Source organism: Arthrobacter zhaoguopingii, from assembly GCF_009828605.1.
Classification (GTDB): Bacteria; Actinomycetota; Actinomycetes; order Actinomycetales; family Micrococcaceae; genus Arthrobacter_D; species Arthrobacter_D zhaoguopingii.
The window spans coordinates 1-19,712 of the sequence record NZ_WIAE01000014.1; the positions used below are offsets into that span (position 1 = coordinate 1).

At 65.6% G+C, this 19,712-nt stretch carries 17 protein-coding genes; 9 read left to right on the plus strand and 8 right to left on the minus strand.

Translation table 11 applies throughout. The features are described from left to right. Positions 1-415 precede the first annotated feature (415 nt). Positions 416-787 carry a hypothetical protein gene (locus tag GVV77_RS15195; protein WP_159619762.1) on the minus strand — a complete coding sequence of 124 codons (372 nt, stop codon included), beginning with the start codon at positions 785-787 and terminating at the stop codon, positions 416-418. A 707-nt stretch (positions 788-1,494) separates the two neighbouring features. Between GVV77_RS15195 and GVV77_RS15200 the strand changes: the two genes are divergently transcribed. Both GVV77_RS15200 and GVV77_RS15205 read left to right on the plus strand, forming a co-directional pair. Then, positions 1,495-2,412 (plus strand): ribonuclease Z, encoded by a 918-nt coding sequence (locus GVV77_RS15200; protein WP_159619763.1) that lies wholly within the window; start codon positions 1,495-1,497, stop codon positions 2,410-2,412. Between the two features lie 374 nt (positions 2,413-2,786). Further along, the gene (locus tag GVV77_RS15205; protein WP_246199858.1) at positions 2,787-3,701 is read left to right on the plus strand and encodes a glycoside hydrolase family 16 protein; all 915 of its coding nucleotides are present in this window, start codon (positions 2,787-2,789) and stop codon (positions 3,699-3,701) included. Between the two features lie 148 nt (positions 3,702-3,849). Here the strand turns inward: GVV77_RS15205 and GVV77_RS15210 are convergent, their stop codons facing one another. The 5 genes from GVV77_RS15210 to GVV77_RS15230 form a co-directional block, all read right to left on the minus strand. Further along, complete coding sequence (locus GVV77_RS15210; RefSeq protein WP_159619764.1) at positions 3,850-5,979, minus strand: glycosyltransferase; 2,130 nt, start codon at positions 5,977-5,979, stop codon at positions 3,850-3,852. Between the two features lie 389 nt (positions 5,980-6,368). Beyond that, a complete protein-coding gene (locus GVV77_RS15215; RefSeq protein WP_159619765.1) occupies positions 6,369-7,355 on the minus strand; it encodes a glycosyltransferase family 2 protein in 987 nt (328 codons plus the stop codon). Between the two features lie 499 nt (positions 7,356-7,854). Then, entirely contained in the window at positions 7,855-8,211 is a 357-nt protein-coding gene (locus GVV77_RS15220; protein ID WP_159619766.1) for a cupin domain-containing protein, read from the minus strand. Next, complete coding sequence (locus tag GVV77_RS15225) at positions 8,208-8,498, minus strand: DUF4287 domain-containing protein (protein WP_159619767.1); 291 nt, start codon at positions 8,496-8,498, stop codon at positions 8,208-8,210. Before GVV77_RS15225 ends, GVV77_RS15220 begins: the two co-directional genes overlap by 4 nt. Before the next feature lie 726 nt (positions 8,499-9,224). Then, complete coding sequence (locus GVV77_RS15230; protein WP_159619768.1) at positions 9,225-10,571, minus strand: MFS transporter; 1,347 nt, start codon at positions 10,569-10,571, stop codon at positions 9,225-9,227. Between the two features lie 271 nt (positions 10,572-10,842). Between GVV77_RS15230 and GVV77_RS15235 the strand changes: the two genes are divergently transcribed. The 4 genes from GVV77_RS15235 (at position 10,843) to GVV77_RS15250 (ending at position 14,676) form a co-directional block, all read left to right on the plus strand. Beyond that, positions 10,843-11,439: a TetR/AcrR family transcriptional regulator gene (locus GVV77_RS15235; protein WP_159619769.1), complete on the plus strand. Its 597-nt coding sequence runs from the start codon at positions 10,843-10,845 to the stop codon at positions 11,437-11,439. After that, the gene (locus tag GVV77_RS15240; protein ID WP_159619770.1) at positions 11,436-12,596 is read left to right on the plus strand and encodes an SGNH/GDSL hydrolase family protein; all 1,161 of its coding nucleotides are present in this window, start codon (positions 11,436-11,438) and stop codon (positions 12,594-12,596) included. Before GVV77_RS15235 ends, GVV77_RS15240 begins: the two co-directional genes overlap by 4 nt. A gap of 204 nt (positions 12,597-12,800) precedes the next feature. Further along, entirely contained in the window at positions 12,801-13,559 is a 759-nt protein-coding gene (locus GVV77_RS15245; protein ID WP_159619772.1) for a VldE C-terminal domain-containing protein, read from the plus strand. Between the two features lie 88 nt (positions 13,560-13,647). Then, on the plus strand, positions 13,648-14,676 hold the full coding sequence (locus GVV77_RS15250; RefSeq protein WP_159619774.1) for an ion channel: 1,029 nt from the start codon (positions 13,648-13,650) through the stop codon (positions 14,674-14,676). A 72-nt stretch (positions 14,677-14,748) separates the two neighbouring features. Here the strand turns inward: GVV77_RS15250 and GVV77_RS15255 are convergent, their stop codons facing one another. Then, a complete protein-coding gene (locus GVV77_RS15255) occupies positions 14,749-16,068 on the minus strand; it encodes an alpha/beta fold hydrolase (protein WP_159619776.1) in 1,320 nt (439 codons plus the stop codon). Positions 16,069-16,179: 111 nt separating this feature from the next. Here GVV77_RS15255 and GVV77_RS15260 point away from each other — a divergent pair, with 111 nt between their 5' ends. Beyond that, on the plus strand, positions 16,180-17,142 hold the full coding sequence (locus GVV77_RS15260) for a GlxA family transcriptional regulator (protein WP_159619778.1): 963 nt from the start codon (positions 16,180-16,182) through the stop codon (positions 17,140-17,142). A 138-nt stretch (positions 17,143-17,280) separates the two neighbouring features. Beyond that, entirely contained in the window at positions 17,281-17,754 is a 474-nt protein-coding gene (locus GVV77_RS15265) for a cupin domain-containing protein (protein WP_159619780.1), read from the plus strand. Positions 17,755-17,807: 53 nt separating this feature from the next. On the opposite strand, the gene GVV77_RS15270 is transcribed toward GVV77_RS15265, so the two are convergent. After that, entirely contained in the window at positions 17,808-18,206 is a 399-nt protein-coding gene (locus tag GVV77_RS15270) for an MmcQ/YjbR family DNA-binding protein (RefSeq protein ID WP_159619782.1), read from the minus strand. Between the two features lie 111 nt (positions 18,207-18,317). Here GVV77_RS15270 and GVV77_RS15275 point away from each other — a divergent pair, with 111 nt between their 5' ends. Continuing rightward, a complete protein-coding gene (locus GVV77_RS15275) occupies positions 18,318-19,601 on the plus strand; it encodes an SAM-dependent methyltransferase (protein WP_159619784.1) in 1,284 nt (427 codons plus the stop codon). Positions 19,602-19,712: the final 111 nt, after the last annotated feature.

Here is a 19,712-nt window from a genome sequence, read left to right on the forward strand (position 1 = left end):
AATCGGCGGCAAATCCCGAGAGTCCGGCGTGGACCGCGGAGAGCAGCTCCCCGGTATCGGAAAGAAACTCCCCGGTGCCCGCATGCTCCTCGACCGGTGCCGTTGCCATACCCCCATTCTATCGAACAGGTGTTCTATTTACCCCTGAGAAGGGCGATTGTGGAGGAAGAGTGGGCCGGAAGATATCCACAGGCGTCCAGCCCACCTAATGCCCGGATTAGGAAGTACCTTCAGGTCCGCCTCGACCAGTTATCGGGAGACGGAGTCGACAACGCCAGGTCCCGTCCCAATGAGAAACTGACGGGAGGAGCACGCCTCCAGTTCGCAGGAAAGTGGTGGATCGGCACCGGCCACTGCCTGTCATGGTTCCGCCTTTGCCGCGCAGCGTGTGAGGGCATCGAACAAGTCACGCAGATTAGCCCGGCTTTGACCGTAGTCCAGAACCGGTGGAGTGATCAACGGCGCCGCCGACGCCGTTGATCCGGGTTCTTGCCGCGTCCATCGGCTCGAACCCCAAGCCGACGACGATGCCCCAGGTCCTGATGCTCGCTCTGGTGAACATTTCAGCGCCACCCGGGTCAGCCGTCTGCAGTTGGAACCGGGGAAGCTCCACCACTGCGGCACGGAGGATCCTCGGCACATCAGCGGCCCTGACGTCGAGCACCAGGTGTCCTGAACTCTGGGCAAGGCGTGAGGAAATCGCAAACCGGTCCCCGGAAACCGCGTACCGTCTCCCCGCCAGCCGCAAGACAATCAGAGCGGCGACGACGGGAACGACGGCGAGCACCGCTGTCAGAATCCACGGCCAGCGCAGGGGTACCCCGTTCGCCAGCACACAGCGCGACGTGGGAAGGAACCGAAGGACCAACGACCACCCTGCCGTCGTGACGTCCGCGGTCCCTAACGTTCATTTGTGCGACGCCGGCGGTCGGCACGCCACTTCACACTGCCTCCAGTCAGCAGCAGGGCGCCGCCCACCAGGACAACGATTGCTCCCTGCGACGTGCCGGGAAGAGCCAGCCACCACAACCCGATGAGCAAAAGGATGAGCCCATTGGTCATCAGCCACGGTCCGGCATTATCGACCCTCACGCGGCCCCGCAGACGCTCGCCAGCGACAGAAAAGGGGAATGAACGGCCCTGCCCCGAGAAGAGTGATGGTAATCCGAAGCCTTCGCTCCTGATCGATCAACTCCCCCTTTTTGCTCGAAATTTCGCGCGGCCCATAAGGCGTTAATCATCATCGCCGCTAGATCCCTATACGCCGCTGCGAATGATACGAGCATCAATCTCCTTCCGGGAGCAAGGGAGGCGCAATACGTGCGGTACGAATTACGGTACGCCCGGTAAACGCCTCCTGCACCCGCAGTTCCATCAGATTTCCTGATACAGGTAAGGGCTGACCAATCGTGGGTGGGCCTTTTGGAACGGCATCAGGCAGGGCTGGGCGGCCCGGCGTCGCAGCGACTACCGGCACGATGGCAGACTGGGGCGATGCGTGAGCTCGTCATTCTCGGCACCGCATCCCAGGTGCCCACCCGGACCCGCAACCACAACGGTTACTTCCTGCGCTGGGAGCGCGAAGGGTTCCTGTTCGATCCGGGCGAGGGAACGCAGCGCCAGATGATCCGGGCGGGCGTATCAGCGAGCCGCATCACGCGGATCTGCCTCACGCATGTTCACGGCGACCACTGCTTCGGCCTGCCGGGCGTGCTGTCGCGCATGGTGCTCGACGGCGTGGCCCACCCGGTCCACCTTCACTACCCCGCATCCGGCGAGGACGTCGTCCGGGCGCTCGTCGCGCTGGCCACGCCGGGTCTCGACCTCCGGCTCCACCCTCACGGTTCTCAGGGCGCTGTTGCGGAGGGCCTCGAGGTGCGGCCCCTGCTGCACCGCATTGAGGCGTACGGCTACCGGCTCACTGAGCCCGACGGCCGCACCCTCCTGCCCGACAGGCTCGCTGCAGCCGGCATTGCGGGGCCCGATGTCGGGGACCTTCAGCGCAGGGGAAGCCTCCGAGGCGTTCGATTAGAGGATGTCAGCGTGCACCGGCCGGGCCGGCGTTTCGCCTTTGTGATGGACACCGCACCATGCGTCGGTGCCGAGGAGCTCGCGGAGGGGGTGGACTTGCTGGTGTCCGAGTCCACCTTCAGGGATGAAGATGCCGCCCTGGCCCTGCAATACCACCACCTCACGGCGGGGCAGGCGGGCGCCCTGGCAGGCACGGCGGGCGCGGGAACGCTGGTGCTGACCCACTTTTCGGCCCGCTACGATGACGCCGGCGTCCTGGCTGCGCAGGCGCAGGACACGGCAGGGTCTGCATCGGTCATTGCCGCCAACGACCTCGACCGAATTCCGTTTCTACCGCGGCGCGGCCCGGAACCCGGCGGCATGGCCGATATCCGCAACTGATCCCCGCGGGGTCGCATCCTTTTCCGAGATACACCGCCGGGGCCGTTGAGCAGCTGAGCTGTGCTTGCCGCTCCATCCGAGTAGGCTCGGATATTTTCCAGTACCGGCCGCTACTGTTCCACTTCGGGCCGCTTCGGTAAATTACTACCATCGGGCCGTTGCAAATCGGCCTGGATGCATCTGCCACGAGGAGCATGACAATGCTCCCCGCGGCACGAAGAGCTCGGGTGGTGCGGGGCGTGCAACACAGGTTGGACGCTCCGCTTCCGCACGATGAGGGAGTCCCTCCCGAGCGACTGGATAATACCAATCGTTTCAGATCGAAGAGATGACCTCCTTTTCGGAGCGGCACCTTGAAGAGGATTGGACATCACGTGCGGGCTCGCATCGTCGTCTTAATAGTCGTTCTGTTCACAGCCACCTACGCCCTGGTCGGTTTCGTCTCGGATTCAATGCCGGGCCAAAGCTCTGACGAGGAAGCAAGGGACCGCCCAAGCGCGGCTTCGAACTCGTCGCAGCCAACCGAAGACCGCCTCGACGACATCTCTGCTGCCACGGCGGCCATGCCGGTCGGTGATCTGCCGGGTTGGAGACAGGTCTTCACCGAAGACTTCACCGACGGAGATGTCCCAATCGGCGAATTCCCTGACCGGACCTACAGGGCGCGATGGAGCGCAAATTATTTCGATGGCACACCGGATACAGCTGCTCAGACTCTCAAGACAAAGTCTGGATATTATCCCTCCAAGGTCCTCAGTGTTCATGACGGTCTCTTGGACGTGTATCTTCACACTGAAAATGGGATTTCGATGGGTGCCGCACCATCTCCTCGATTCGAGAAGGGCGGTAAGCGGCCCTTCAACAGCCAAACCTACGGCCGGTACTCCGTGCGTTTCAAGGCCGACGAATTGAAGGGATTCAAACTAGCGTGGCTGTTGTGGCCTGATAGTAAGCAATGGCCGGAGGACGGCGAGATAGATTTTCCGGAAGGGGATCTGTCGAAAACCATTTACGCTGCCCTGCACGGACCTGGTGAAGAGGACACGATGCTCGATCAGTTCCGTACCACGTCCACCTTCACCTCCTGGCATATAGCTACTATCGAGTGGAGCCCCGACCGCGTGGAATTCTTCCTCGACGGAAAGTTGATCGGCACCAGCACGTCGGCGATACCAGACACCCCGATGCACTACATCCTGCAGACCGAGTCCTGCCTGACGACCTGTCCCGATCCGGACACCCGCGGCCATGTCTACGTCGACTGGGTGGCGATCTGGGCCAAGGACTAGGTGTATCCGGATTTCTCAGGCGTGGACACCGTATCCCTCCGGCGACCTGTCGGCCGCAATGCGCGTCCGGCTGAGCAACCGCACGCGCCGAGGGAGGCAGTCGACTGCGAGGCCCGGCGCCCTCGACTTCTTTCGCATCGTTGCGTTCTCAACCCGTTCGCGCCCCGAAGGCTGAGTCGAGATCTTCTGGGGGACCCAGACGTCCCGTCCCGTTGACCAGACGCCGTAGACGCAACGCGGCAACAACTGCAGCCGACAATTGGGCCAGGAGCCACAGCGCGGCCAGTCCGGGTAGGGCCGAATTTTGAACTACGGCTGCCGCCGGCACCAAGCCGACGGCGGCCGCCAGAACTGCAACCGCCGTGGCTTCCGTGAAGTAGCCATACACCCGGCACACGGCGTAATAGACCTGAGTCACACAGCTCAGTACTACCGCCGGGACCAGCAACGGCAGCAGCACCCATTGCGGGGCATACTGCGGGCCGAGCACTTGCAGGATTGAGGGGCCCGCCGCCAGGAGTATCCCTCCGGCTGTGAAGGTGAGCAACAGGCTGATTCTCAGGGCCCGGTTGATCAGCAAATAGACGGGTCCCGACTCGGCAAGTTTTGCCTGAAGGGAATAACCGGCGGATTGAGGGACGAAAAACACTGCCGTCGTCAGCATCCAGACCACGTACCAGGTCGCCGCGGCCGAGGTGCTGAGTGTCGCGGCGACAATCAGGGGCAGGAGGTAGGCAGGCGCGCGGTCGGCGAGCACGAGGGGATAGTTTCGCAAAGCCGGGCGCAACAGACGCACCACTTCGTCGAACCGGGCGCCGGCCCACCACTGGGGGCCGAGACCGGCGCGACGGATTTGGCGCATGCCGAGTCCCACACTGGCCCCCGCTCCAAGGGCGACGGCGCCGACGACGGCGATCACACTGCGGTACCCCGCCGTCAGGCAGACAATGAGAACCGTGAGCTGGATGAGAGCCTGCAGCACGCTGCGCACCAACACCAGGTCGGCACGCGACAATGCCACACTGATGTGATCAAGCTGGTACGCGGTACTGGCAAAGACGGCGGCAGCCAGGAACGCCGTCGTGACCGCTGGATCGTCCCAGGCCTGACCGACGCCGGGACCGAGGGCACGCGTGATGTTGAGCAGCGCTATAGCAACAATCAATGACGCGAGTCCCACCGTGAGCAGTCCTGTGGCTATCAGCCGGCGCCGCCGGTCGTTCTGGGCAGGCAGCAGCGTTAGCGTGGCCGGGCCAACTCCGAGCATCCCGATCTGTACTGTCAACAGTGCCGACGCCACTACTGCAGAACCCAAACCGAGCTGAGGTGGGGCCAGGAGCAGTGCGGCCAGAATCCAGAAGAGGAAGCCCGCGGCCATGGGCGCGACTCTGGCTGCGGTCAACCACAGTGCGTTGCCGCCGAGGGAGAGACCGCTGTCGGCCGGACGGGAAAGTTCCTTGAACATGGCGCGGTAGGTATAAAAGAGGAACGCCGCCCAATAAGGCAGAAAGCGGGGGGCTCCCAACAGCGCCAGCCCTGCACCACGTGCGGTTGCGAGGAGTGGTGAAGCAGCCAGCAAACCAGCCCAGCGCGGGTGCTTTCGAATGTTGAGAGCCAGTCCAGCGCCATCTTGAAGCCATTGGTCGCGGGCAAAAGCGAAGTCGTCACGAAAGCGGTGTCTCACGAACGTGGAGGTGGACACGCCCAACTGCCGCCCGGCTTCCCGTAGCCGCAACCGCAGGTCTATGTCTTCCCCAGAGGCGAACTCCTCGTCGAAGCCTGCCTGCAAAAGCACATCGCGTCTCAGCAGTGTGGCGCAGACTCCGAACCGCAAGCGGGCCCGGCTGCGATTGTGGTGCCATGCCAGTGCCTCCCCCCAGTACCCGGCTCCATCGGACTCGCTCACCAAGCCCGACTGGAGTCCGTCGTAGCCACCCTGCTCGAATTCAGCGACCAGTTGCTTCAGAGAGTCGCGCGGCAGCACTACGTCGGAATCAATCAGGGCCACAATCGGGCAGGCTGCATTATTGACGCCGAGCATTCTCGCAGCCGACAGGCCGCGTCCCTCGTCGGAAAGGACTAGTGCGCCGTAGGAACGCGCAATCTCCACCGTTGAGTCCTCGGAGCACCCATCGATGACGATCACTTCCCGCGGCCGCTGGGTCCACACCGATTCCAGACATTGGGGCAACCACCGGGCGGCGTTGCGCGCGGGAATTACAACCGAGACATCAAGCGCATCCGGCTTCAAGGCGCACGTCCCTTCCAGATCCTGCATTCAACGCAGCAACCGCGGAACGTGGTTCGAGACACCACCCGCTGGGCTGCGACACGGGCAGAAGCAACCTCCTCAAGGTGAGCCCGAGTTGCTCGGGAGACCAGCACCGGGCAGAAAAGCCGTCCGCGGAGAACGGACAATTACAGGATGCACGGCGAACACCGTTCTGGCTATCGAAGGAGTCTGCCTGCCTGGCGCCGGAGGATTTCGCGTTCCGTCGGAGAATTGCGGGTAAACTGTCCGCTGATGCGGCTCAACGCCATATTCCATCGGAACGCCCGCCCGTGCGCGCAGCCCACCCGGAACCCCTCCCCCGGTGCGCAGTTACGACGTCCGAGCGGTCCGCCGGCGTCACCTGCTGGTACAGCAGTGCTCCGGCTCGGGGCCGCCTACTGCACGTCGCGCCATGGTTGGGCAGGGTGGCGTGGGCGCCTCCTTGACACATGCACAAGCCGGCGGCCCCAGAGGTAACCGGCGGTCGCGGTGACCAGTACCGTGAGGACCACCCCTGCGCGTCCGAGCCCGACGAATTTCCCATGCCGAGCCCAGTCATACAAACCAGCAAGAAAAGCACGGAGCAGGACGCTGCGGACGTACCGGCGTTCGGGACCCAGCGCCCGCTTGTAGCCCACCACATGGCTGACCCGCGCTTTCGAAACGCCCTCGGCCCAGGACCTGGCGAGCACGTAGCGGAAAGTCCCCCTGTTCGCTGGCACATGATGGCGCACCACTGCTGCAGGCTCGTAGACAATCCGGGAACCTGGCGCCCCCATTGTCGACCGTATGCAGATTTCAGTTTCCTCACAGCCCGAGGGGACAGAACCCCGCCGGCCCAGGAAAAGATTGAACCCGCCCACCTGGCGGATGACGCTGAGGCGGAAGGACATGTTCGCGCCGATGACATTACGGACCTCGCAGGCAACCCTTGGCATACCCCGGTGGCTGCATCCCACGATCCAGTCGAGTTCCTGGCCGAAAAAACCAGGGCGTCCTACCTCCCAGATCGGATCCACTCTTCCGCCGACCGCCAGCACGTCAGGGTCGTCATACAGGGCGGTGAGGCGTTCGAGCCAATCCGGCGCGGCCTCAGCATCGTCATCGATGAACGCCACGATGTCGGAGTCCACCGCTTCCAGCGCGGTGTTGCGTGCCCCCGAGAGTCCGCGCGGACGGGTGTTCCTTAGGACGGTGACGTCATCGACGATTCCTGCGAGCCGCCTGTAGAGTGCCTCGTTGTGGTCGATGACCACAACGACTTTTTTTGGGGAGTGGGTTTGGGCGCGTATCGACTCGAGAAGTTTCAGCAGCCAGTCCCAACGCTCGCTCGTATAGGCGCAGATAACCACCGTCACGGTGGGGAATGGAACGTCGGGCATTTCAGCCCGCCCTCATGAGGCGTTCACGGACCATCATCCCCGGCGCCTGCCCGTTCCGGACCGCCCGAAGATTCGCCTCTCCGGAACATGCCGGAGCTCCGGGCCGGGCAGCTATCGAAGACGGGAGCTGGACTGAAACAGGCACATGCCTCACCACTTGCCTCTTTGCCGTATGCAGATCCGGCGAATGTAAACGCCACCCGCCAGGAACACCATGTTGGCGCTCATACAGTCGTCGGATCCCCGGCCCAGCAACTCAGGAGCCACGACGAAGCCGTACTTTTGAAGGTTAAAGCCCGCCACCCATGGCGGTCTAGGACAACTTGTTGCCGCACGGACAAGGAGATGATGTCCTGCCGTCCGGGCCTGACAGACCAGGGATGCATCCCGCATGCTCAGCCGTGATGCTGATGTGCTTTCACCTGCTGCGTGGAGGCCTTGCTACAGCCTGACCGGCGCATGCCGGAGTCAACATGCGGGCACACGGCGGGTGGACGGCCTAGGTTGCACCGGGTGCGGTGGCCACGAACTCCTGGATGATTTCGGGAGAGGCGTGAATACAGATCATCTCCAGGTTTCCGGTACCGCTGCTTCGAAAGCGGTGGTGTGCGCCCGGGTGGACCGTCACAATCGCGCCGGCGCCCGCGCGGAGCTCTTCGCCGTCGGACTCGATGACTGCCTCACCCTGCAGCACCACCCACGTCTCCGTGTAGGGGTGCCAGTGGGTTTCCGGCCCTCCGCCGGGCGGCGTGTCCACCCAGAAGAAAGAAACGCCGGCGCCGTGGTCTGCCCCAACGAACAACGCCGTCCCGGTGGTGTTTCGGCGCAGCTGCTCACGGTCGGTAATCGAGGTCATGAGGGTTTGTTCTCCTTTCCATCGAGCCACAGGGTTTCGGACTCGTCCCTGTGCGTCCCGGTCGTTCCCACGTGCTTTTTGTCGATTCCGGGGCCCTTCTTTAGAACGTGAACCAGCGCCATGCCGTGGCCCCGCCCGAGCCCGTAGTCGGCCTTCAGCCATTCGAGGATCTCGCCGGCCTTCCCGTTCTGCTCGTCGAACCCCTTACTGTTCGCGATGTCCAGCAGCTGGCGGGGCGTAAGCCCAGTCCTGTCTTCGATGGTGTCGAGGTACGCCTGGAATGACATGCCGTGGTCCTTACGTTTGTCTCTCGGCTGGCAGGACGGCCGAGAAAGCTCTGCGCCCAGATTAGGCCCCCATTAGTTGAAGCACAGATGGAGAAATCCCGCCGGCGACGCCTGTATGCGAAGGGTGCGCCCGGAAGACCTGCCTGTCAATGCCGTCCGGTGGATCAGGTACAGATCGACGTAGTCCAGCCCGAGACGCCCGAGGGATCTGGTACACGCCGAAGCCGAGGACCGGCATTTCGGCGCCGGTATTGAGGGGAATGGACTGCAGCTGGTTCTCCTAACGGGAGTCGGAATGAGCGGTTTTCTCGAGGAAGCGGCCCTGCCGCCGGTCCCACCGGTTTGCCCCGTCGTCGAACAGCAGGTACGAGCCGGCGGCCCCTACGGTCAGGAGGAGCGGTCTGCCGATCAACAGGTACCGGGTGTAAGAACCCGGAGCGCCTGCCCGATGCCGTTGTCCCTCACAGGAACGGACCGCCGCTCTGCCCCCTTGCCGACCGTACCCGCCACGTCTCCCCCCCCTTGGTTCGGCTCTCGCTGGGGCCCAGTTTGGCACAAGCGAATTTGGCACAGGCGAAGTGGACCCGGTACTCGGTTGGCTGCTTCCGTACACGCGGGCCCCCGGTCACCACTACCGAGGGCGGCGTGTGCTGGCGCTGTCTGCGCACCCACCGGTCCAGGGTTCCCTGCCTGCTGCGGCCTCAAATGGTCGCCCCACACCCCGGCCTAGGTGGAATTGCCATCATCGGTTCGCTCGGACCGGGCGGCACGCCGTCGTGCTCGTTCCCGCGCCAGCGCCTCACGGAGCGGCGGCACGACCACGCCCTGCTCCGCCATCCGCCGCCGCACGGTGCGCCGGACGATCAGGATCGCCGCAGCTCCTGCCGCAAGGATCACAAGCTGGAAAGCCATCGCGATCCGGAACGAGCCGAGGGCATACAGGTCGCCCCCGGACAGTCCCCGCGCGTACAGGACGTCGAGAATCACCCCGATTCCGTACATCGCGACCAGGGACGCGGCGAATCCGCCGATGTTCACAATGCCCGTGGCCGTTCCCATCCGCGACGACGGGTTGAAGGTGCGTGCGAAGTCAAACGCGATCATCGAGCCGGGACCGCCGAGGGCCAGCGCCACAATGAGCAGTGTGAGCAGCCACAGGGGTGCGGGCCCGGACGCGAACAGGACGGCGAGCCAGCAGCCGGCTATCCCGGACGCGATGGCCAGAACCATGGTCGAGCGGCGCAGGGGGTGCCGAGACACGTAGAGTCCCAGCATCGGTCCCGACACAATGCCCACGCCGACGAACAGCGTCAGGAGCGCCGACGCAGCCACGGGGTCGATCCCTTCGGCCCGCACCAGATACGGGTAGCCCCAGATCAGGACAAACACGGTGCCGGGAAATTGCACGGTGAAGTGGGACCACAGCCCGAGGCGGGTTCCGGGCTGGCGCCAGGCCTGCGCGAGGGAGATCCCGGTCTGGCGCAGCCCGGTCCTTGCCCGGGGTTGGCGCTGCGGGGCATCCCTGATGACGGCCACCGCGAGGACGACGGCGAGCGCCGACAGCCCGGCGGCGGACAGGAACGCTGTGCTCCACCCGGCCGCGCCGAGCAGCGCGGCGAACGGCACCACCGACACCACCTGGCCCAGCTGTCCGATGATGCCCGTGAACTGGGTCAGCACGGGGATCTTGCGGGACTCGAACCAGGCCGGGAGCAGCCGCAGCACCGAGATGAAGGTCAGGGCGTCGCCGGCGCCTACGAGCAGTCTTCCCGCGATCCCTCCGGCGACGGTCTCCGAAAGAGCAAGCTGCACCTGGCCCGAGGCCATCAGCACGGCTCCGGCGAGGATGAGCAGCCGCGGGCCGACCCGGTCGACCAGGACCCCGACAGGAATCTGCAGCGCCGCGTACACGAGCAGCTGCACCACGGTGAAGATGGAAAGTGCGGAGGCGGTGGCCGAGTAGCGTTCGGTCGCTTCAAGCCCCGCGACGCCGAAGCTCGTCCGCTGGGTCACGGCGATGAGGTAGGCGACCACACCGGTCCCCCACACCAACCACGCCCGGCGTTTGCCCACTCCTCCATTATTGGTGCTGGGGTCCGGGCCGCGCACCCGCGAAGCAAGTGATTGTTGTTTCGTTCGGCCAGACCTGAAGCCGGCGGTCATCGCGAGAAGCCGGCGGTCATCGCGAGCCCGCACTGACTGCCGTGCCGCGGTCGGTGTCGCGGACAAGATGAATTTCAATTCGCGTCAACCAGGTCGCTGCTTCCCATCCGGGTCCGATGATCCGACTGGACCATCACTCTATAGTTAGTAGGCAAATGCCTATAGGGTATAGGCTGGTCTTATGCGCTCAGGTCTCACCACGAACTCCGTCACCCTCTGCGCCGCTGACCTCTCTGACGAGCTGGGCTTCGAGTCCTTGTCGATCTCTGCCGTTGCCCGCCGTCTGGGAGTGGCGGCGCCGAGTCTGTATTCCCATGTCCGGGACCTTCCAGCGCTTAGAGCGGGCGTTTCCGCTCTGGCCTTGGAGGAGCTGTCGGACGCTATTTCGACCCGGATAGCCGGCAGAAGCGGGCGGGAAGCCCTTTTCGGCTTCGCCGAAGCACACCGGCTGTATGCGTCGCGCTCACCCGGGCGGTGGCAATCTCTTCAGCATCTCACCGATGGCGGGATGGCCGGTTCCGCTGCGGTGGGACGCCTTGTTGCTCTGACCGAATCCGTGCTGCACCGGTACGCGCTGCATCCCGAGTGGCAGGTGCATGCCACTCGAATGCTCGGAAGCTTCATCAACGGCTTCATTGCGCTGGCTGGATCAGGCAGCTTCAGTCACCGTAGTCCCGGACCGGAATCGTCGTGGGACATTGCGATCGACGCTATGCACGCGCTCTTTTCAAGTTGGCCATCCATTGATGACCCTGACCCTGCAAGGAAGCTTCATTGATCAGCATCCCTCTCACCCCAGCTCATCTGCGCGGCGCGCAGGAAGTGGAAAGCACGCCCCGCGGTCTTCGTCCGCACCGCCTGCCGGCGTGGATACGCACGCGGTTCCCGGACCCGCAGCTCATGATGATGGAGGCGCAGCCTTCGGGAATCAGGGTGGTGGGGAAAACGTCCGCGGGTCATCTGGAACTTGTCACGCATTCGACGCGGCTTGCCTATCGCGGGGTTGATCGCCCGCGCGGACACGTGGACCTCACCAGCAACGGCATCGTGGTTGGAAGTGACGTTCTCTCCGGAGGCGATGTGACAGAAGTGGACCTACAGACGGGGGCATCCAGCTTCACTTCAGGCGTCTCGCATGTCTCGGTCTTCGCGGACCTGCCAGAGGGCGACAAGCTGATTGAGCTGTGGCTGCCTCACAATGAGTCCGTCGAATTGGTGGAACTTCGGGCGGACGCTCCCTTTGCTGCAGTGGCCCCGGCCGGTCCGGTCTGGGTTCACCACGGCAGCTCCATCAGCCAGGGCTCGAACTCGAGCACTCCGACAGGGACCTGGCCGGCAGTCGCGGCGCGCACAGGCGGAGCCCAGCTTCACAACCTCGGCTTCGGTGGAAGTGCACTCGCTGATCCTTTTGTCGCCCGGGTGATCCGTGACACCCCCGCTGATTTCATCAGCGTCAAGCTCGGCATCAACCTGGTGAATCTGGACGTGATGAGGATGAGGGCGTTCGAATCCGCGGTTCACGGGTTCCTCGATACGATCCGCGACGGGCACCCCAAAACACCGCTCCTGCTTATCTCTCCTATCTTCTGCGGCATCCACGAGGACACCCCGGGCCCGGGAGCCATCGATCCTGCCAGCTTCGGCACGGACCAGATCCGGTTCATGGCGACCGGCGACGAGGCGGAGTCCGCGCAGGGCCGCCTCACACTTCGCACGATCAGGGCCTGCCTTGCATCAGTGGTTGAACGCCGATCCGACGACGGAAACCTCCATTTCCTCGACGGCCTTCGCCTGTACGGTCAAGACGATGCCGTCGAGCATCCGCTGCCGGATGCGCTCCATCCCGATACGGCCACCCATCAGATGATCGGAGAACGGTTCGCCGCGTACGCATTCTCTCCCCGAGGGCCCTTCGCCCACAGGAACGGTTCATGATTGAAGCATGGACCGCCACGCCCTCGCAGCTCTGAACCGCTCCCGCTCTGACGGGCTGCGCCCGGGGGAGGTGAGACTCTCGTCGGACCGGCCGGCATTCCCGGGTAGGCAGGCTGGTACGCGAGCTGCCCCGGACAAGCGGAGAAGTCACCGAGATCTGGGCGGTGCACGAGGTTGCAATCCGGTTCGCGGGCGGACACAGCCGTGAACACCAGCAAACCCCTCCGCCGCCGCACGCGGCCGATAGTGGGCCTGCTCCTGCTCGGGATCCTGCTGTCCGTGCTGGTCCTTCTCGGGCCCGGTCTGCTCAGCGGTCTGCGCAACGGGGACGGCTCGCCGCTCGCGGGCCCGGAGTGCATGGTGCAGACTCCGGAGGGAGGGATCGGGCTCAACCGGGAGGAGGCGCGGCTGGCGACGACTGCGGTGGCACTCCGGGCGCGCGGGGCTGAGGCCCCGGACACCTCGGGGATCGACGAAGCGGTGCTGCAGCGGCTGGCCGAGGGGCCGTCCGAGGATGCCGGTCCAAGTCTGAGCTGCCGGGGCTCCGCCGCCGATGGCCTGCCGGAACAGCAACTGACTGCCGCCGGCCTGACGCCGCGCGCCGAGCGGGTGCGGACGGCGATGACCGAGGTGTTCGGTGAGCAGAGCCTGGATGGATTCCTTCCGGGCGGTGTCGACCGGGGGCACGGGGCGGAATCGACTCACTACGACGGGCGCGCCATCGACGTCTTCTTCCGCCCGGTGAGCGAGGAGAACCGGCGCCAGGGGTGGATACTCGCGCATTGGCTCGTCGCCCATGCGGAGGACCTCGAGATCCAGTACGTCATCTTCGACGACCAGTTCTGGAGCGCACATCTTCCCCGAGGCCGGTGGCACGACTACGACGCACCCGATCCCGGCAACGAGATCCTGCGCCACCTCGACCACGTCCACGTGGACGTACTCCGCGGAGGCGCTGGCTGAAGGGCAACGGGCCGGACGGAGATTGGAGGGTAGGGTCAGACGGTATTGTGCAGCGACATTGTCCCGCGACTCGGAAAGGAACGCAGAGGTGCCATTTGTACTGTTCCGCCTGATCCGCCAGCTCGGGCGTGCACGTATCTGGATCCTGCCGGCCTTCATCATCGCCGCGGTCTTCCTCACCAGCTGGCCCCTTATGATCTGGGCCGAGCCGTCGAGCAACTCCATCACCTCCGCTGAGAGTTACTGGTGGTGGTTCCTGGTCACCGCCGCCACGGTGGGATACGGAGATTTCTTCCCGACCACGGTCGGCGGCCGCCTCGTCGGGATTTACGTCATTGTCGGCGGCATCGTCACCCTGACCACCTTGTTCACCAGGATCGCCGTGGCGATCGAGAATGCAAAAGGACAACGCATGAAGGGCAACCGGGCTGTGGAGCTTTCGGACCACCTCGTGATCGTGGGCTACACGCCCGGACGCACCGAACGGCTGATCCAGGAAATCACCGCTGACGATGCCCATTCGGTTGTCCTGTGCGCCGCGGAGGACGTTGGGCAGAATCCCATGCCAGAGCAGGCCGATCTCGGTTTCGTCCGCGGTGACCTCGCCGATGAAGGCGTGCTGCGGCGCGCCGGGGTGCACCGGGCCGCGCGCGTGCTCATCGACGCCCGCGACGATAATGAAGCGCTCGCAGTCACCGTCGCCGTCACGCATGTGAACCCCACCGCGCACACGGTCGTGACGCTGCGCGATATGGGCCGGGCCCGCAACTTCTCCTACGTCGACGACAACGTGCGCTGCGTCCAGTGGCACTCGCCCCGCCTCGCCACCGAGGAGCTCGAAGATCCCGGGATCGCCGTCGTGTACGCCGACCTCATGAGCCACGGCGGCCGCAACACCTACAGCACGCGGCTGCCCGATGCGCTGCCGCCGGTGAACTTCGGACAGATTCAGGAAGCCCTCGGACGCAGCTTCACCGCCACCGTGCTCGCCGTGCAGCACGAGGGCACCATCATCAACCCCGGCTGGGAGACGCGGCTGCCCGAAAGCGCTGTCCTGTTCTACGTTGGAGAACGCAGGCTCTCCAACGAGGAGATCCTCGGCGCCATCGCACGGTAGCCCACGGACGCCGTGGTCACCGATTACCGCCCCGCGCCCGACGGGCTGCGGAAGCTCATTGGCTCTCTGAGCTTATCGCTCACTCCCCGCCGAGCGCCCGGAATCCATGGGGCTTCCGGTCCGCACCGCAGAGACGACGTCGAGAATCCCCCGGGCGGTCGCCGCCGCGTCCTCCCGGTCGGTGACCAGCGACGCATGGGTGGCCCCGTCGATGACCCGGTGCAGGCTGTTGGTCGACAGCGAGGCGAGAGCCTCCTGCGACGCGGCCCAGCCGGGCTCGGTTCCGGTGCCTGCTGTCAGGACCGCCAGCGGCCTGTTCGTGAAGGTCTCAAGGGCCGCAGCCTTCCGCACCGAGGCCCCCGCGTGGAGGTACTCCTCCACCGTGCTCCGCAGGTGGCTGGGTTCGGCCACCCCGACCAACCGGCCGAGGCCAAGGCGCGCAGCCCCCGCCACCAGCGCGGAAATCCGATTTATCGTGTCATCCGGGTCCGCGGCGGCGTGCTGTGCGGGTTCCAGTTCCCGGCCCGCTGCCGGCGCGGTCGAGTCCACGAGGACCAGTCCGGCGACCTCCTCGGGATAACGGGCAGCGAAGGTGAGGGCGTAGGGGCCGCCGAACGAATGCCCCGCCAGCACGTACGGTCCCGGAACCTTTCCGCGCTGGAGCAGCGTGTGGAGATCGGCCACGACCTGCCCGCCGTCCTGGGGAGTCGTCGCCGAATCGCTCCAGCCGCGGCCGGCCCGGTCGTAGACGCACACCCGGGTGTTCCGGGCAACGACCGGCGTCATCCATCGAAGGTCCGAGGAGCTGAGGCCGGCACCCGGTTCGAGGACGACGGTCGGGCTGCCCGCGCCGGTGCAGTTCAGGTACAGGCGGTGTCCGCCGACGTCGATCAGTTCACCCTGCACCGGACGGGCCTGCGCATCAACGGCTCCACGCACGGTCTCGTGGCCGGCGCCCAACGATGCCAGCACCAGCACCGCGATGCCGGGGTAGAGCAAAAGCCGGGCGCCGCGGCTTCGAAGCCGCTGGCTGGCCTTGACGATCATCCAGAGAGCCAGGATCAGGAGTGCGGGGGGCCAGACCCAGGCGAGCGCCTCGTGCGCAGGGGAACCGAACGCCAGTAAAAGGAAGCCCCCCATTCCCAGGAAGAGTGCCGGAGCAAACGCCCAGATCTGTGGTTGATCGGTGAACCTTACCGAGAGCACGGCCAGTATCCCCCAGCCCAGCGCAAGCCCGACCAGAATGGCTCCGGTCACGCCGGCCTCGGTTGCCGGCACAAACGGGGCGGCGGCCAGCAGCAGTGCGGCGAGGACCCCGGTTCCCGCCGAGCCGGCAGCGATCCCGCCGAGTTGATGCTTGGGCGGGGATTGCAGGCTGGGAGAGTCGAACATGGGACAAGACTGCCAAGCGGGAGCAGCCAACGGGAGGGGTGAAAATGACCATTATGAAAAGGATCCTGCAACCTTGGATCCCGGGCGGTCCTCCGTGGGTACAGTGGCCCCATGCACAGTGTCGTTGCCCTGGCCCTGCCGGATGTCGTGGCCTTTGATCTGGCCATTCCCGCGCAGGTTTTCGGCCACGAGGACGAGCGGCAGCGCTATTCCTTTGCGGTGTGCGCGGCCGAACCCGGCCTGGTGCATACGACCACCGGCTACGCCATCCACGCCGCGGAAGGGCTGGACGCCCTTCGATCGGCTGACACCATTGTGGTGCCCGGATTCAGCCCGCTCACCGACCCTCCCCCGGAGGTCACCCAGGCGCTCCGCGATGCTGCGGCGAACGGCGCCCGGGTGGTGTCCGTCTGCACGGGGGCTTTCGCACTGGCGGCCGCCGGTCTCCTTGACGGACGGCGCGCCACCACCCACTGGCGGAACGCAGAGCGTCTGCAGACCCTTTATCCGGCCGTCGCCGTCGACGCGGGCGTTCTCTATACGGACGAGGGCGATGTGAGCACCAGCGCCGGCGTCGCGGCGGGCATCGACCTGTGCCTGCACCTGGTCCGAACCGACCACGGTGCCGAAGCCGCGAACCGCATCGCGCGGCGGATGGTCGTGGCCCCTCACCGGGAGGGCGGACAGACCCAGTTCATCGAACGCCCCGTCGCTGCGCCCCTGACCCATTTCGCCGAAACGTGTGGCTGGGCACTCCAGCATCTGGCCGAGCCGCTGACCGTCGTCGACCTGGCCGCCCACGCAGGCTGGGCGCCAAGCAGTTTCGCGCGGAAGTTCCTGAAGGAGACCGGAACTCCACCCCTGCGCTGGCTTACCAGCCAGCGGATCGCCGAGGCACGCCGTCTGCTCGAAACGACGGACCTGACCGTGCAAGCTGTTGCCGCCAGGACGGGCTTGGGAACCTCAGCCAATTTCCGCCTGCACTTCACGCGCGAGCTCAACACCACGCCTTCCAGCTACCGCCGCCTCTACCAGGGGCGGAACCGATCTGCGCTTGCTCCACGGTCCTCCTGACCGCCTTGCCTCCGCAGGTTCTGGTCCTTCCAGTTGACGCACCGAAACCGCCCGGTCACGCTACGCGCTGCTCCTGAATCGGCGGTGATCGGTCCGGGCGCCTTGGCGTTCGCGGGGCGAATGGGACAGAATGCGGACATGGACATCACTGACAACGGCCCGAAGCCCAACGCCTTTGACATCGAGAGCGCGACGACGGCGAACTCCGACTACCGCCGCGTCGCCTGGACCGGCAAGCACCTGCAGGTGACCCTCATGTCGATCGAGCCCGGAGGTGCGATCGGCCTCGAGGTGCATCACGGCACCGACCAGTTCCTGCGCATCGACGCCGGGAAGGGGCGGGTGAAGATGGGGCCCTCGAAGGACGACCTGTCGTTCCAGCAGGACGTCGGGGACGGCTGGAGCATCCAGGTGCCCGCCGGCACCTGGCACGACGTCGAGAACACCGGGGACGAATTCCTCCGCCTCTACACCATCTACGCGCCCACGCACCACGCGCAGGGCATCGTGCAGGCGACGCCGGAGGACGCCGAGAAGGACGAGGAGCAGGGCCGCGACGAACCGCCGGCTTGGGTCGAGGAGGTCGACGACAAGGGCGAAGAATCCGCCTGAGTCCTGCTACATGAGCCGTCCGCGAAAGTTCGCCGGACGGCTCATGGCGTTTTTCAGGGAGCGCCGGTCGACCAGCCCAGTCCCTCCCGGGCCGTTGCGGGCAGGGATGCGACGATCAGGTCGTAGGAGTCCTCGATCATGTCGTGCACGGTCCCGGCGGACAGGCTCCCGTCGAGCCTCACTCCGTTCCAGTGCCTCTTATTCAGGTGCCAGGCGCCGGTGATCTCCGGGTGCGCTGCGCGGAGCTGGACGGCAAGAGCCGGATCGCACTTCAAGGAAATGGACAGCGGGCGGGCGTCGACGCCGACCAAGGCGAAGATCTTCCCAGGGACAGGCCTCCTGTCCTGCTGCCGCACCCTGACCCGGAACACCGCGGTCTCCGGGCCGAAGGGGTAGTCCTCGTAGGCACCAGGGAAGGACAGGCACGTGGCGCGGAGCCAGTCGAAGTCCATGCGACCACCCTAACTGTGCCTCCTTCAGCGGGACCAGCGCCGGCCGGGTGCGGGATGTCCGCCGCCAAACTGCCTCTGGCTCCCCCGGACGAGTCGTAGTAGACAGAGGGCATGACGAAGAGGACCGGAGTGGCACCCCGCCTGGCCGAAGCCCTGGGGATCGTGCTCGGCACCCAGGAGATTCCGCTGAGGCTCCGGGCGTGGGACGGTTCGGAGGCCGGACCCTCCGGAGCGCCCGTGATCGAGTTCCGCTCCCGGCGGGGGCTTCGGCGAATGCTGTGGTCGCCGAACCAGCTCGGCTTGAGCCGTGCATATGTGGCCGGCGATATCGACGGGCCCGGCGACCTCTTCGAGAGCTTCTCCGCGCTCAGCTCGGTGGGCAAATTTGCCGAACTGAAGGCGTTTCGCCCTCCCACCCTGGGCGAACGTTCCGCGCTGCTCCGCACCGCGGTCCGCGTAGGTGCGCTTGGGCTTCCGCCTGCGCCGCCGCCGGAGGAAGTGAACGTCACGCGGTTTGGAAGACAACACTCCAAGAAGCGTGACGCCGCAGCGATTTCCTCCCACTACGACGTCGGCAATGACTTCTATGCCCTGGTGCTCGGCCCGTCAATGGTCTACTCCTGCGCGGTCTGGAAGGACGAAAACACCGGCCTGGATGAGGCACAGAAGGCGAAGCTCGACCTGGTCTGCCGAAAACTCGACCTTCGGCCCGGCATGCGCGTGCTCGACGTGGGCTGCGGCTGGGGCAGCTTCGCGCTGCACGCCGCCCAGAACTACGGAGTCGACGTCGTCGGCGTCACGCTCTCCAAAGAGCAGGCGGCCCTCGGGCGGAAGCGGGCCGCCGATGCCGGGCTCGCCGACCGCGTCGATATCCGGGTCCAGGACTACCGCGACGTCACCGATGGTCCGTTTGACGCCATCAGCTCGATCGGCATGGCCGAACATGTCGGCCGGGAGCAGATCGTGAACTACGCGTCCCACCTCTTTGGCCTACTGTGTCCCGGCGGGCGCCTGCTCAACCACGCGATTTCATGGAACGCCGGCGACATGCCGCCTGATCCCGACTCCTTTATCCCCCGCTACGTCTTTCCCGACGGCGAAATGCTCAGCCTCACCGTCATGCTCGGGGCGCTCGAGTCGGCCGGCCTCGAAGTGCTCGACGTCGAAGCGCTGCGCCTGCACTACGGGCTGACGCTGCGCGCCTGGGTGCGCAACCTCGAGGAGAACTGGGACGAGGCGGTGCGGCTCACGAGCGAGGGGCGGGCCCGGGTATGGCGGTTGTACATGGCGGCGAGCGCGCTCGGCTTCGAGCGGGGACTGAACGGCGTCAACCAGGTGCTGGTGCGTCGCCCGGGCGGAGAAAACCCACCGCTGCGGCTGCACGAGTGGATCTAGGCGTCCGGTAGGACACCACCGTTACGAGCCGCCCCCTGCCGCCCACGCAGGCCGCCCACGCGGAGATCACGTTGGAGGGGTGAAGGGACCGGCTCGCCCTGTGCCCCTGCA